The sequence below is a fragment of the Mucilaginibacter phenanthrenivorans genome, from assembly GCF_024721155.1.
GTDB classification, from domain to species: domain Bacteria; phylum Bacteroidota; class Bacteroidia; order Sphingobacteriales; family Sphingobacteriaceae; genus Mucilaginibacter; species Mucilaginibacter phenanthrenivorans.
In genome coordinates this window covers 52,488-68,015 of the sequence record NZ_JAHVAP010000002.1, presented here as the reverse complement: position 1 = coordinate 68,015, position 15,528 = coordinate 52,488, and the positions used below count along the sequence as shown (strand labels likewise).

The window sequence follows — 15,528 nt, the reverse complement described above, 5'->3', positions numbered from 1 at the left end:
GCTTACTCAAATATACGATTTTATAGGTGTTTGCCTTTCAGCCATAGCGTTTTAACTGGGCTTCTGTCAATTATTAGCTATTGATGCACCACTTTTTGTAGCTTTTAATGCACCACGTTATTGGTAGGCACCTGGACTCATTAACATCACTAATACTGAAAAACGAAAGCTGGGTGCAAAAAGTTGAAGATTAACGTTCATACCTTTGTTATACCTGCAGATTGAAATTAAAACCGGTCTGTCAATTCGTTCTCCTGCTCTCATCCTCGGCACCGGTTTGATGTCTTTTTGCCGGTTTGACCTTATTGCTGCCGAAGCGGTAATTGAAAGCTACGCGTAATAGCCGTGTTTCTCCGCCGCTGCTGGTTTGAAGCTGCTGCCCGGAAACCGTACTTGTAACCTGGTTCTTTTGGGCGTGGAAAATATCGGTCATGGCTATCCTTAGCGAGCCCTTGCCGGCAAACAAGCTTTTTTGTAGCCCTACGTCTACATCGCTGTTTGCTTTGCTTTTAAAGGTACCCTGCAAGATGGCCGGTGAATTGTATAGGGTGGTCAGCTCCGCCCGGTAGCCCTTACCCAGGTCAAAGTCTTGCTGTAAAAAGGCTTCCAGTGCATAAGTACTCAAATTGATGCCCGGCGACTGGTAGCGGCTGTAATAACTGTTCAGGTTAATCTGCGCGCTATACCATTTCAGTTCAATGGGGTAACTGGCGGTGAGGCTGGTGATATCCTGTTTCGCGAGGTTTTTATTGATAAGCACATACCTCGAATGCCCCACTGTATCGGCCTCGATAGCAAAAACGCCGGTTACATGACTGTAGTTTAAGCTGATGTTCAGTTTCTGCCCATAAAGGTAGGCTAGGCTCAGGCTGTTGGTATACTGTGGCTGCAATTGCGTGTTACCGGCTTTGGCGTTATAATCATCGATGCGGTAAACAAAAGGGTTTAAAAATGAATAAGAGGGCCTGTCCAGCCTGCGGCTAAAGTTCAGCGTCCATTGCTGCGCTTCGGTGGCTTTCCAGGTTAGTGCGCCCGAAGGGAACAAGCCGGTATAATCGCGGTTGAAAGCCGAATCGGGAGCACTGCTGTAAGGCATAGATAAGCCTTTGGCCGAAGTCCGTTCCGCCCGCAGGCCCAGCTGTACCGTCCAGTGCTTCCAGTCACGGTTGTAGTTCAGATAGACAGCCTGGATCTGTTCTTTGTATTCAAAATTATCGCTTAACGCATTGTTGAAAACATCGCCTGCGGCCAATATGTTGAACTGCTTCAGGTCATTTTTACTGTCGGTGGCGGAAACTTTGGCACCAAAACCCAGTTTGCCTTTCCAAAGGTTTTGTTCATAGTCCGCTTTGAGACTAAAAATGTCGATGGCCGTCGGTGAAAGGATATGGTAAGTATTACCGTAAAGAAAGGTATTGCCCGATCCATCGTAATAATTATTCGGTTGCAACTGGTCATTGCTGATCCGGAACAGGTCGTAGTCGGCATCGATACCAAGCGTATGCCCGTTTTGATCCGCATAGCGATAATTGGCGTTAAAACTGCCGCTGTTGCGCTGCCTTGCCGTATGGTTTCCCGCCAGCAGTAGCTTTTTCACTTGCCCGGTAGGAATAAAAGTGATCGGCGTTGTGCTGCTGCCGTCGGTGTTGTAACTGGTAAAGGAACCGCCGGCAATGAACCCTGCGCTGCTGGTTTTATTCAGTTGCTGGTCGAGTCCTGCCTGCAGGTTATGTGTGATCAGGTGGTTCAGCTGGTTATAACGCTGGTTAAATGCCGTATCACCCAACACCCTGTCGGTATTCAAATAACCGGCGCTTTTGCGGTCATTAAAATTATACGTGCCGTAAATATTGGTGTTCCCCCCGCGGTGGTTCAGGTTAAGGCCTGTACTGTAGCTGGAATGGGAGCCGATGCTGTAAGCAGCATTCACGCTGCCATTGGTGCCAAACGCGGTATTCTTTTTCAGCCGTATATTGATGATCCCGGCGCTACCACCAGCATCAAATTTGGCCGAGGGGTTGGCGATGATCTCGATGGCATCGATCTGCGACGCCTGTAGTGAATGCAGGAAAGCAGCGAGGTCATCTCCGCTCAGGGGACTGGGCTTCCCATTAATGTAGATCTGGACCCCATTTTTACCATTGAGCATCAGCCCGCCGTTCTGATCCACGGTAACCCCCGGCGCTTTACGCAGCAGCTCCAACCCGTCCTGCCCGATAGCGGTCAAACTGCTGCCCACATTGAGGATCAGTTTATCGGTATGCACTTCGATCAATGGCCTGGTGGCTATAATGGCTACCTCTTTGAGGTTTTTCACTGCTTTCAGTAAAACCAGGTCCGGCATCTGTGTTATACCGGTATCAGTTAAACTGACCGGGACGGGATCCTTTATTTCATAACCGACATGGCTGGCTGTTAAAAAGTAGTTACCTGACGGAGCTTGTAACCGGTAAAGCCCCGAGGCGTCTGTTACGGCCAGTTTGACTGTCGTTGAGTCCTTTGTTCTTTTCAGGATGAGGGACGCCCCTTTGAGCGGTTGGCCGTCCGGGCCTTTAACAAGGCCGCTGATTTGTTGTGCTTTGACAGAAAGCAGGGTCAATAGCGTAGCCACCGAAAGCAAAAATGTTTTCATTTGAGGTAAATTTGAAGTGTAAATAAATTGAGACTGCTTATCCTTTTTCCTTTTGGTTACGGATGTTCCAGGCACCGAACAGGAGCGCAATGACCAGGCATACCGATGAATTGATGATCAGTTGCGGCAGTTTTTCGGGATGTTTGCTGAAATCTGAAAAGAACATCAGGGGTGCGTACATGTAAGGGTAATAAATGATCTTGTCCCAATCCAGCAACACAATCCCGCTTATCCACAAAGCCATGCCGATGCCCAATGGCGTGGCGAAGTTTTTAAAGCGGAGACTGAGCCAGTATTGGATGGCCATTACAGGCAGGATACCTAAGTAGATCCTCGCCGCGGTTGCTATAATTTCAGTGAAAGGAATTGGATTAGCTGAAACGTGGTAGGCATTATTAGCCATTCCCACCGCTGTACCCGATAAAATGAAGAACAAACTGAATAAAAGAAAGAAGGATAAGACCAGCGTGCCAATCACGATCAGTTTGGAAAAGAAGATGTCCCCAAACCTGCGTGGCGATGCATAAACTTGCTTCCAGGTATTGTTCCGGTATTCGACCTGCACGATCAGGCTGGTGATGAGGATGGTATAAATGGGCACAATGATGGCTGCCGTGTTTTTCCATACGAACTGTAAATAAGGCAGCCAGAAACCTGGCTGCATCCGGTGCGTCATCACGTCAGGTCGTTCCAGGCAAATAATAAAATCTATAACAGGTACAAATAAGGCCGCGATCAGGGTGATCCCTGTCACGGATGTCCTTTTGGCTTTCAGGAACTCTGCGCGGGTATTTAAAAAGAAATTGTTCATGATCTTAGTTGTTGATGATTTGCATGAATAGGTCTTCCAGGTCGCTTTTTAATAAAGTTAGCTGGTAGATATTGATTTGGTTTTGCACCCATATCCGGGCGATCTCAGCTACCTGCTCTTTGTTTTGGATGCTGATGTGCAGCTGGCCGTTGGTTGGTATCACGGTAAAGCTGCCCGAAAGGAACGCGGTGGCCTTGATGGGGTCATCCACTTCGGCAGCCAAAGTAAGGGCCGCCGTTTTGAATTGCTGCAATTCGGAAAGGGTTCCCTGGAAGATCAATTGCCCGTGGTTGATAATGCCCAGATGCGTAATGATCTTTTCCACTTCGGGTAGCAAGTGACTGGAAACTAAAATGGTAGTCCCGTATTCCTGGTTCAGATTCCGTAACAGGTCCCTGATCTCGATAATGCCGTTGGGGTCGAGTCCGTTGGTGGGTTCGTCCAGGATCAGCACCTCGGGCTGGTGCAACAAGGCAATGGCGATAGCCAGCCTTTGCTTCATGCCTAAAGAATATTCTTTGGCTTTTTTGCCGGCTGCGTCAGAAAGGCCTGCAATGGCCAGTACTTCATCAATCCTGATCCGCTCACATCCATAAGAAAGCCGGAATACTTCGAGGTTTTCCCGGCCGGTCAAATGCCCATATAAGGAAGGCTGCTCGATCAATGAACCTATCCGTTTTAAAACCGTAATACGGTTTGGCCAAAAATCCTGCCCGAAGATTTGAATGGATGATTGCTCCTGTTTGATCAGTCCTAATAATAATCTAAGGGTGGTCGTCTTACCTGCCCCGTTTGGCCCTAAAAAACCGTAGATGCTTCCGGCAGGTACCTGGAGGTTAATATTTTTCAGGATGGGTATGCCCGGATGAAACGAGAAATCCAAATTCCGGGTTTCGATGATATTTGATCGTGCTTCCATTACTTTGTTTGTTTTACAGTAACAAAGGAAAGTTTTCGAAAAACCGGCAAAGAATTAAATCATCAAAGGGAGGATTTTAGCCGTCAACGGGCGTAAATTTGGCGTTAAATATTTAAGGGCTGATCCTCTTCATCAATTCATCTCTATATTGATCGCCGACGGGTATTTTAATCGCTCCAATTAAAATCGTGTTGCGTTCGATACTATTGATCTTATTCAAAGCAATAACGAAGGAACGGTGAACCCGGACAAAGCCGGCCAGCGGAAGCTTTTCCAAAAGAGCCGTGATACTGAGTAAGGTATTAATGGATTGTCCGGTGGTATGGATACAAACATAGTCCTTCATCCCTTCAATGTACAGGATCTCGTTTAAGGCAACCCGGAGCGTTTTATAGTCGGATTTAATAAATAAATGATCCGGCTGGATAGTCGTTTCGGATGGTTGCAACCTTTGCTGCGCCTTTTGCACCCCCTTTAAAAACCGGTCAAAGGGAATCGGCTTGATCAAATAGTCCACTGCATCTACTTCAAAGCCCTCGGCTGCGAATTGCGAATAGGCGGTAGTGAAAATGACCATCGGCGCTTTTTTCAGGGTCTTTAAGAAAGCAAGGCCATTGATGTCCGGCATTTCAATATCCAGGAACATCAGGTCGATTGGTTCGGCCGTCAATAAAGGTAAAGCTTCCAGGGCATTCGTAAAAGTTCCGGCCAATTCGAGAAATGGCAATCGTCCCACGTAGTTTTCGATCACCTCCAGGGCTAAAAACTCGTCATCTATGGCCACGCACCTGATCATTTTTTAATGGGGAGGTTTAAAATCAATGTAGCGGTAAAGGTATTGTCATTTTCCCGCAGTTCCAACCGGTGTGCATCCGCGTAAAGCAGGCTGAGCCGCCGTTTTAGATTGCTTAAACCTATCCCGCCTGGAGTAGCATTAGCCTCTTTCCTCATTTGATTACTTGTTGTCAGCTGAATGGAGACAGGACTAACCTGTAATACGATGGTAAACGGTAGGGTTCCGTGCTTAAAAACGTTTTCAACCAGGGGCAGTAACAATAAAGGTTCTATCTGTAAATTGCCCATATCCCCCGTAACCACTATTGAAGGATAACCCGCTGATTTGGATTTCAACTGCTGCAAAGAGATATACGTATTGATCATGTCCACCTCCTGCCTTAACGGTACCTGGCTGGCATCGGTTTCATATAGCATATAACGCATGATCCCTGATATTTTCAGTATTATTTCCGGGGTTTCAGGCGCTTGTTTTAAGGCCAGCGCATAAAGATTATTGAGGGAATTAAAGAAAAAATGGGGATTAACCTGCGCCTTCAGAAAATTTAATTCGGTTTTGAGCTGCTGGTTCTCTTTTTCTTTTTCCAATTGCTTTTGCCTGAACCAGTCGGTACTGAACCGGATTAATATGGCCAATACTAAGAACCAGGTAATATTCAGGCAGTTTATCCAAATGCTTTGCAAAAAAGAAAACTGGCCTGAAGCCGCTTGCAGGTACCGGACACCCGACAGCACCGCTGCGAACACCGCCACCAGTACGATGTTAAAGGAAATAAAACGTCTTATTCTCAAACTGGCCAGTGCCGCGGGGATCAGGTAAAGGTAATTGCTGTAAAAAATGATGGCCTGGAGAATAAATTTCGGGCCGTACCGTGTTAAAAGCTCGACGAAGCTGCGTCCTGCTGCATTTCCGTTATAGACCGCAAATACATAAGCGAGCCAACCCAGACCATGCAACAACAACGGCAGGTAACGGTCAATAACTCCCCGGTATTTGGATTGATGAAACAGCATACTATACGATGTTACACAATATTTTATTCGGATTGAAAAATTTCCTTTAACGTGCTTTTTTTATCTACAAACGGTTGAATTTTTGCCCTCAAACCGGTTGAGTAAAAATTCACCTTCTGGCAGTTTTTGAGATCACCTCAATCAAACCGTAAAGAGCAATCAAATTAATGTGATGAAAAAGTGTAGCACCAATAGCTATAAAAACTGGTGCATCATAAGGCTCTTCCTCACTGCTTCTGCATGAAAATATTTTTTTTTAAAAACGGGCAAGGGATAAATTGATTTTTCCTGACTAAGGGGGAAATCAACCGATCCATGGACAAAAGATTTACGGACAGCTATATTGAAGAGCTTGCGCACAAATTCAAAACGGGCACGCTGACGCCTGAAGAGCAAGCCGACTTCAAGGCCTGGTATCAAAACCATAAGGATACTGAATTTGCGCATTCGGGCGCTCATGACCCGGGACAGGTGAAAGAACGCATGCTGGCCGGTATTCTGTCCGAAACCCACCCCATGCAAACCAGGAAGTTCAGGCCGTTATGGCCGCGCATCGCGGTAGCGGCATCTATCCTACTTTGTTGCAGTGTCGGGTTATATGTCTATCAGCAGCATCAAAAACCGGCTGGCACTCAAATAGCGAAGCAGGATATTGCACCGGGTCATAACCAGGCGACCCTGACTTTGGCGAACGGGCAAAAGATCGTCTTAACTAAAGGTTTGAGCGGGCAGTTGGCTACCCAAGGCAATATGCAGATCAAGGTAAATGCCGGTAACGCCATTGCCTATATTCCCCAAAGCACCACCACGACAAACCAACCCGTATACAATACCCTGTCCACCGTTCGCGGCCAGGAATCTCCTTATCCGCTGGTGCTTTCAGACGGCACCAAGGTTTGGTTAAACGCGGAAAGTTCGATTACGTATCCTATTGCTTTTAACGGCAAAGTTCGTAGCGTGAAGATCACCGGCGAGGCTTACTTCGAGGTGGTGCATAATGCGGCCCAACCTTTCAAGGTGGAAGTTAAGGGACAAACCATCGAAGATATCGGTACGGCTTTTAATATCAATGCCTATAACGACGAGCCGGATATGAAGACGACGCTGATCAGCGGCAGTGTCAGGATCAACGGTAAAACCGTTTTGCACCCCGGCGAGCAAGCTGTCCAGTCGGGACCGGACATCAAAGTTAAGGAGGTGGATACCGAAGGTGCGATCGCCTGGAAGAACGGTTATTTCCTGTTCGATAAAGAAAACTTGGAAAGCACGATGCGGAGAGTATCGCGCTGGTACAATGTGGACGTGGAATACGAAGAGGGCACGAAGGGCTACAATGGTTTCCTGGGGAGCATGACACGTTACAGTAATGTATCGGACGTGCTAAGCGCGCTTGAAGCAGCAGGCAAGGTAAAATTTAAGATCGAGGGCCGGAAGATCATTGTCAGTAAGAAATAACCAAAGACCTAATAATGAAACTATTGTTGAACCAGCAAAGAATGCCTATGTAGAAATAAAAGGAAAAAATAACAGGCGAATCCTAAAAAAAGAAGCGGAAGCGTTTGCACCGCCCCGCTCCAATATCCGGTTCACCGTTCCCGACAAGTCGGGATAAAAAATTGTTTGACGACAACATTTCACTTTAAACCAGACATTCAAACTTAGGCAAAATTGCTTGCATAAGCAATTTTAACGGTCTCTTGTCGGCCGCTAAGTCAGAAGTCACAACATCGACAAAATGTATAAAAAATTTACCCGTTTTTTTTGTACGCCCTCGGGCTACATGCATAAATTCCTGCTGATCATGAAATTAACTACGCTTCTATTGATCGTCACCCTTGTCCAGGTAAGCGCAGCAGGCTTTGCCCAAAAGGTTACTTATACCCAAAAGAACGCTACGCTGGAACAGCTGATTAAGGAGATCCGTGTGCAGACCGGCTATAATGTCATTGTTTCTGCGGATAACAGTAGGAACATCCAGCCGATGGATGTGAACTTTAAAAACACCCCGCTGACTGATGTGCTGGACAGGATTTTGAAGGATCAGCCGCTGAGTTATGAGATCAAGGATAAGCTGGTGATTATTAAGGAAAAGGAAGCTTCTTTGCTGGATAAACTTAAAAATGCCTTAACCCCAAACGCGCCCCCCGCCGACGTCACCGGTCGCGTCACCAATAAAGCGGGTGAACCTTTGTCCGGGGCGACCGTCACCATTAAACGTACGAAAACGGGTGTGGTGACTGATGCCAATGGCCGCTTCAGTTTAAAGGGCTTAGACCAGAATGATATCCTGGTGTTCAGCTTTATTGGCTACAAAACGCTTGAAGTTAAGATAGGGACACAAACTGTATTTAATGAAACGCTGGAAGAAGCGACCAACGCCTTAGACCAGGTGGTAGTACAAGCCTACGGGGAAACTTCGCAACGCTTAAATACGGGCGATATTGGCGTAATAAGAGCTGCAACCATTGAAAAGCAACCGGTAATGAACCCTTTGCTCACATTGGAAGGGCAAGTACCGGGATTGGACATTGTTCAGCAAAGCGGCTATGCCAGCGCACCCGTAAAAGTGGAGATCAGGGGACGGGCTAATATTGGAAACTCTTTGTCGGATCCATTGTATGTGATCGATGGTGTTCCGTTAACCATAAACGATGTGAATGGAAGCGGCGCTGTTTCACGTGGATTTAATCAAACCAAAAACCCTGGCCCGGCTAATGGGCAGAGCCCGCTGTTCAGTATTAACCCAGCCGATATCGAAAGTATATCAGTTCTGAAGGATGCAGTCGCTACATCTATATATGGTTCGCGCGGCGCCCAAGGTGTGATCCTTATCACCACCAAAAAGGGCCAGGCAGGTAAAACCAAATTCGATGCCAGTGTAGAAGACGGAATTGAAGAAGTAAGTAAGTTTTATCCCTTGCTCAATACCCAGCAATATTTAGCGGTCCGTAGAGAAGCGTATAAAAACGACGGCCTTACACCGCAACCGGGTGATGCACCTGATCTGTTACTATGGGATCCTAATAAAAATACAAACTGGGAAAAAACATTATACGGTAAATACGCTTCCGATACGAAAGCACAATTAGCTTTAAGCGGTGGTGACGCACAGACAACTTTTAGAATAAGTGCAGGGTACGAGCACTCAAATTCGATCACTACGGTAAGCGGCGCCGACCAACGAGCATCTGCTTCTTTCGACCTGACCCACAAGTCGGTTAACCAACGTTTTTCGGTGGAGTTACAATCGCAATACACCTATTCGTTAAGCGATCTGGTTCAATTACCCGGTTCCATAACATTTCCACCCAATACCCCGCCAATTTATGATTCACAGGGACACCTGAATTATGCAGGGTGGGCGCCCGTCAGTTACCTTTATCCTTTTGGTACTTTATTACGCTCGTATTCCGCAACAACCAATTTTCTTAACGGTAAGCTTAGTTTGAATTTTCAGCCGTTTCATGGGTTTAACATCAAGGCTGATTTCGGATATAACTATGCACAGGCTAATCAAAAAAATTCAACTCCCATAGCCTCCCAGGACCCCTCCGCAAATCCCTTGGGGCAGTCTTTCTTCGGTTATAATAATGTTAAAAATTGGATTATTGAACCACAGATTACTTATGACGCTGCCATCGGTAAAGGAAAGCTAAGCGCTCTGGCAGGTGCCTCACTACAATCCTCGTTTACTGACGCCGTTTCGATGAACGGCTTGGGTTATACCAATGATGCTTTACTAAGTACAATTACCGATGCAGCTACAGTTGTTGCTTCTGATGATAATGTCCTATATAAATTTGCTGCAATTTTCGGGAGGATCAATTACAGTTGGGAAGACAAATATATAATCGATCTTTCAGCAAGGAGGGACGGCTCCAGCAAATTCGGGCCTGGTAACAGGTTCGGTAATTTTGCCGCTGTAGGAGCGGCCTGGATTTTTACAGAGGAAGCGTGGGTTAAAAATAACGTGTCCTTGCTTAGTTTTGGAAAATTGCGGGCCAGTTACGGATCAACGGGAGGGGATGGCAGTGTTAGTAATTACGAATATTTAAGCCGGTATTCAGCAAGCGGTTTCCCCCCTTACGGCGGCGTCGTACCGTTGCAACCGACGCAACTCGCCAATCCAAACTACCACTGGCAGGTAAACGATAAGCTGGAAATAGCACTAGAACTGGGATTTTTAAAGGACCGGATAACTTTGTCCGCCGATTATTACCGTGACAGAACCGACAATCAACTTGTTCAATACCCCTTGCCAAGTTCTGCAGGGTTTAATCAGGTGATCGCCAATTTGCCGGCGCTAGTTCAAAATTCGGGTTGGGAATTTAGCCTGCAGACTAAGGTTATTGACGCCGCGGACTTTAAGTGGTCGTTTAACTTTAATATAGGATTCAACCATAATAAGTTACTTGCATTCCCCAATCTGGCGCAATCGTCATACGCCGGTCAGTATTTCATTGGACAACCTTTAAACATTCTAAGGTTGTTACATTTTACCGGGGTTGACCCGCTTACCGGGCAGTATACTTACCAGGACAAAAACAATGACGGGACAATCACTAATTATTTGAATTACAAGGCTCCTAATGATGACAGGTATATTTATAACTTGACGCCTCCATTTTTTGGTGGTTTCGGTACCAACGCGAACTACAAAAACATTTCGATAAGTCTTTTCTTTAATTTCAAAAAACAGGTAGGCCCCAACCTGAATGCTCAAGGTTATGGTGCAGGTCAATTCTTTTCAAATCAGCCAATTTATGTAGTGGGTCGTGAATGGCAAAAACCAGGGGATGTCACCGATGTAGCCCGCTATACAACGGGTTCAGCTAACAGCGACAGCTATCTTCATAGTTCAGATGCCGGCTATACCGACGCATCATTTATCCGCTTAAAAAATCTACAGGTTTCTTATGACCTGCCTACGACGCTCGTAAAAAAATTAGGTATGCGGCGTTGCAGCGTATTTTTCCGCGGACAGAACCTGTTTGTCATCACGCCCTACAAAGGTGTGGACCCCGAAACCCAGGATTACAACGGCTTGCCACCCACAAAGGCCTTTACAGGCGGCCTATCTTTTAATTTTTAAAAAGCAAGAATATGAAACGAAGTACAAACTATTATATGCTGCTCACTTGCATCTTTTGGCTAGCGAGCGCAGGTTGCCAGAAGCTGGTGAATGTTCCCGAACCGACTAATACTTTGACCACTACTGAGACGTTCAGTACAGATGCGAATGCGACTTCAGCAATAGCAGCCATCTATAACGACTTGACGTCAGGGGGATCGAGCCATTACATTTATTATGGAAATGGGCTAACTACTTATCTTGCAGGCTTGTCTGCGGACGAATTTACTTATTCGGGTTCAGATCCCGAGATTCCTCAGTTTCAAAATAATCATTTATTATCAAGTAATAGCGAGTCAGGGGGCTACTTTTGGCTGTCCGCCTATTTCGACATCTACATGTGCAACGCCGCCATTGAAGCGCTAGATTCATCAAACACCCTTACCCCATCAACCAAAAACCAATTGCTGGGTGAAGCCAAGTTCCTTCGGGCGTATGTTTATTTCTACCTGGTTAATTTATTTGGAGATGTGCCCTTAACTACTACCAGTGCTTTTGCTACTAATGCGCTTTTAAAAAACACGCCTGCTGCGCAAACCTATAAGCAAATCATCAGCGACCTACAGGACGCACAACGTTTATTGGCAAGCGATTATTCCTATTCTGGCGGTGAGAGAATCCGGGCCAATAAATGGGCCGCTACTGCTTTATTGGCCAGGGTTTATCTGTATCAGGGAAGCCTGGGAAATTCTACTTATTATGCAAAAGCGGATAGCGCAGCTTCTGCCGTAATAGGTAATTCAGGTACCTATACCATAGCGAGCGACCTAAACGCGGTTTTCCTGGCCAATAGTCCCGAAGCGATTTGGCAATTGAAGCCAAATGCCAGCGACAACTATGCAACATGGGAGGGGTTTCAATTAATTTATGCCCTTGACGGTGGCTACCCACAGTACGACCTTACCAGTGGATTGTTAAATGCTTTTGAGCCTAACGACCAGCGGAAAGTTGCATGGACGTACAGTGTCGACTATTCCGGCGTTACTTATTATGGCCCTTATAAGTATAAAATATCACCCGCGGCTAATACTTCATCTTCAAATATACCGGAATATTATATGATGCTGCGGTTGTCCGAGCAATATTTAATTAGGGCCGAAGCTGGAGCTCAGGATGGCAAACTGCCTGATGCCATTGCTGATCTCAATGTTATCCGAAATCGAGCAGGCTTACCCAGTTTATCATCGTCGTTAAGTCAGGCACAAGTTTTAGCCGCAGTGATGCAGGAGCGAAGGATAGAATTGTTTGCAGAATGGGGTCATCGTTGGTTCGACCTCAAACGGACTGGTCAGGCTACCGCAGTGCTTTCACAAGAAAAGGGGCATACGTTGAGCAGCAATGCTTTGCTTTGGCCCGTTCCTATTGGAGAACTTACAACCGATCCGAATCTTAAACAAAACCCAGGCTATTGAAAGTTTAATTGAGAATAAAATGAAAACGAAATTATTATATTTAATGCTGATCAGCTCTATGATCTTGTGGGCACCTTCTTGCAAGAAAAACGATGTGCAACTCCCGTCCGGTGGAAGTTCGATTACGATTGTGAACGCATTAGTAGGCAGTTCGTCTCTTGTGGCAAATTTTAATTACAATGTACAATTGAAATATTACGCTACGGCGCAGCAGATCAGTTATGCCTCTGCTTTCGAGTTTGGCTATTATTCAGGAAATTTACCGCTGGCACTTTCCGACCTTACGGATACGACTCATGACGTATTCAAGCAAATTGTTCCCCTGCCAAAAAATACCATCGGCAGTTTGTACATAACCGGCACATTAGCCGCCCCGGAAAGTTTTCAATCAACCGACCACCCGCCATATCATGCACCCGCTGATAGCACCGTAGGAATACGTTTTGTAAACCTTTCACCCGGCAGCAGCCCTGTAAGCGTAAATATACAAGGCGCCGCAAATGGTTCTGAAGTTACTACACTTGCTTATAAGAACATCACTGCATTTAAGAACTATGCTGCAACCTACAACATCAGCAGTTATACGTTTGAATTCCGGGATGTGGCAACCGGAACTTTATTGACGACTTATACCCTTAGCGGTGTCAACAACGGGGATAACGGAGACCAAAACCAGAACAATGTCCGCTGGAAGAATATTACTATCGCGCTGAGTGGTTTACCTGGTTCACAGGGAACCTTTCAAATCAATAATTATTAGATCAACTTACCAAAGCTTGCCCTGGTTTTCAACCGGGCAGGCTTGTTATTCCCATATTTATGAAGAATTCATTGTATTCGTTGTTGTTAATTGGCGGTTTGTTTTTTACCGCCGCATTTAAAGTTAGACCAGAAAAAACCAATTTTTCTGGCACATGGGTATTAAATATCTCCAAGAGCGACTTCGGGGACTCCCCGACGTATGTCCTTCAAAAACAACTTGATATCACCGATAACAGTACTTCCATTAAAATAAAATACACCGCCACAACGGAAGCAGGTGCGGACTCGGTTTTTGTACTCACATATTCACAAGGAAAAGTTTTGGATAATCTGACAGCCGAGAAAAGAACTCAGCATTTTAAATTTATGAGACCTGAAAGCGACGATTTCACTTTAGAACACAGTTCAAGCTTTCCGCAAAAACCTGATTCAGAAGAATACCACACTTTTCAACAGTTCCATATTTCGGCGGATAGAAAGCAATTGACTTTGGATAAACAGGTGAAGGTGTATAACGGATATGCCTATACGGTAAAAGGCGTTTACGAAAAGAAATAATGGCGTATTACAGAATTAAAGATTTCGCAAATGAAAATACGCCTTTTTATACTTATTTGTTTCTCAATTGCTTTTTCAAGTGGCCAAGCCCAGATCAAGCATGTCATTTTAGTCAGCATTGACGGCTTCCATCCTGATATGTACCTCGATAAAGGTTGGCCGACACCAAATTTGCAGCAATTAATGAAAAAGGGGACTTATGCCAATTATATGTTGAGCGTGTTTCCGGCCTATACCCACCCGGCGCATGCTGCTATGGAAACGGGATCCTTTCCTGCACGGAGCGGGATTGCCTATAATCAGCCGGTCAACAGCCGGGGGGAATGGTTCTGGTATTATAAGTCCATTAAAGCGCCTACGATTTGGCAGGCACTGAAGGACAGGGGAATGACTACCGCCGCCATCATGTGGCCAAATGTGGTGGACGGGCCGATCACTTATAACCTGGGCGAGATATGGGATGAAGATCATCCCGACGACCGGGCAACGCCGGTCCGGAAGCATGCGATCCCTAAAGGTATCTATGAGGAAATCGAGCAGAATGCCACCGGTAAGCTGGACAGCACCAATATGAATGACAATTATTTCAGCCTGGATGAAAATGCGGGCAGGATGGCTGCTTATATCTTTAAAACAAAAAAACCTGCTTTTATGGCTTTGCATTTTGCGACAGTTGATGGGGAAGAGCATGAGTTTGGACGCGATGCGGATTCGGTAAGATTAGCGGTAGAGGCAAACGACCGGGCTATCGGTGATGTGATGGAAGCTATAAAGCAAAGCGGTTTGAAAGATAGCACCGCTGTTATTATTGTTGGGGATCATGGGTTTAGCACGATTCACCAGGTGATGCGTCCGAATATGCTAATCAGGAATGTGCCCGCTACGTTTATCGCCGCGGGCGGCAGTGCGTTTTTGTACCGCTTCGCCAATACGAAAAAAACCGATGAAGCAGGTATTGTTAGGGCCGTTACGGACAGCCTGAATAAACTACCGGCAGACAAACGTAAATTGTTTCGCATCATTAGCCGGAAAGAGCTGGACGAAATGGGTGCCGACAGTGCGGCGCTCCTGGCGTTAACGGCTGTCCCTGGAACCGTATTCAGCGGCGCAGTTGGGAAAGCCAAAGCGACTAACTATGGCCCCGGAACGCGCATTCAAAATGATCCGCTGGAGGGCGTTTTGATCCCGGCAACGGGCGGCCATCATGGCTATGACCCGAATATCGCGGATATGCATACCGGCTTTATCGCTTATGGTGCGGGTATTAATAAAGGCGGGCATATCAAGGAAATGCGGGTAGTGGATATTGCTCCGCTAATCGCCAAACTTTTAGGCATCGAATTTAACACGCCGGACGGGAAACTGGTGGAAGGAATAATTAAATAAAAACTTACAACATTAAGCTAAATTAAGTTTAAAGCTTACAAAATTCAGATCTGGGATGATGCGGAAAAACCACGAGTTAATCCGCCTAATTTTCATCTCCGAACATAT

11 protein-coding genes are annotated in these 15,528 nt (G+C 46.0%); 6 read left to right on the top strand and 5 right to left on the bottom strand.

The features are described from left to right. Positions 1–241: 241 nt before the first annotated feature. The 5 genes from KXD93_RS04925 to KXD93_RS04905 form a co-directional block, all read right to left on the bottom strand. Positions 242–2,632: a TonB-dependent receptor domain-containing protein gene (locus KXD93_RS04925; RefSeq protein WP_258135768.1), complete on the bottom strand. Its 2,391-nt coding sequence runs from the start codon at positions 2,630–2,632 to the stop codon at positions 242–244. A 37-nt stretch (positions 2,633–2,669) separates the two neighbouring features. Beyond that, positions 2,670–3,443 carry an ABC transporter permease gene (locus KXD93_RS04920; RefSeq protein ID WP_258135767.1) on the bottom strand — a complete coding sequence of 258 codons (774 nt, stop codon included), beginning with the start codon at positions 3,441–3,443 and terminating at the stop codon, positions 2,670–2,672. Positions 3,444–3,447: 4 nt separating this feature from the next. Beyond that, positions 3,448–4,362, bottom strand: coding sequence for an ABC transporter ATP-binding protein (locus KXD93_RS04915; protein WP_258135766.1), 915 nt, complete (start codon positions 4,360–4,362; stop codon positions 3,448–3,450). Between the two features lie 112 nt (positions 4,363–4,474). Then, entirely contained in the window at positions 4,475–5,158 is a 684-nt protein-coding gene (locus KXD93_RS04910) for a LytR/AlgR family response regulator transcription factor (protein WP_258135765.1), read from the bottom strand. Beyond that, positions 5,155–6,171: a sensor histidine kinase gene (locus KXD93_RS04905; protein WP_258135764.1), complete on the bottom strand. Its 1,017-nt coding sequence runs from the start codon at positions 6,169–6,171 to the stop codon at positions 5,155–5,157. The genes KXD93_RS04910 and KXD93_RS04905 overlap by 4 nt, the downstream gene beginning before the upstream one ends. A 315-nt stretch (positions 6,172–6,486) precedes the next feature. Between KXD93_RS04905 and KXD93_RS04900 the strand changes: the two genes are divergently transcribed. The 6 genes from KXD93_RS04900 to KXD93_RS04875 all read left to right on the top strand — a co-directional run bounded on the left by KXD93_RS04900 (position 6,487) and on the right by KXD93_RS04875 (position 15,420). Further along, positions 6,487–7,626 carry a FecR family protein gene (locus tag KXD93_RS04900; protein ID WP_258135763.1) on the top strand — a complete coding sequence of 380 codons (1,140 nt, stop codon included), beginning with the start codon at positions 6,487–6,489 and terminating at the stop codon, positions 7,624–7,626. A 280-nt stretch (positions 7,627–7,906) separates the two neighbouring features. After that, positions 7,907–11,263 carry a TonB-dependent receptor gene (locus KXD93_RS04895; protein WP_258135762.1) on the top strand — a complete coding sequence of 1,119 codons (3,357 nt, stop codon included), beginning with the start codon at positions 7,907–7,909 and terminating at the stop codon, positions 11,261–11,263. Between the two features lie 11 nt (positions 11,264–11,274). Continuing rightward, positions 11,275–12,714: a RagB/SusD family nutrient uptake outer membrane protein gene (locus KXD93_RS04890; protein ID WP_258135761.1), complete on the top strand. Its 1,440-nt coding sequence runs from the start codon at positions 11,275–11,277 to the stop codon at positions 12,712–12,714. 19 nt (positions 12,715–12,733) lie between these two features. Next, complete coding sequence (locus tag KXD93_RS04885; protein ID WP_258135760.1) at positions 12,734–13,474, top strand: DUF4397 domain-containing protein; 741 nt, start codon at positions 12,734–12,736, stop codon at positions 13,472–13,474. Positions 13,475–13,533: 59 nt separating this feature from the next. Next, positions 13,534–14,034, top strand: coding sequence for a hypothetical protein (locus KXD93_RS04880; RefSeq protein WP_258135759.1), 501 nt, complete (start codon positions 13,534–13,536; stop codon positions 14,032–14,034). A 30-nt stretch (positions 14,035–14,064) separates the two neighbouring features. Further along, positions 14,065–15,420: an alkaline phosphatase family protein gene (locus tag KXD93_RS04875; RefSeq protein ID WP_258135758.1), complete on the top strand. Its 1,356-nt coding sequence runs from the start codon at positions 14,065–14,067 to the stop codon at positions 15,418–15,420. The last annotated feature ends 108 nt before the right edge of the window (positions 15,421–15,528 follow it).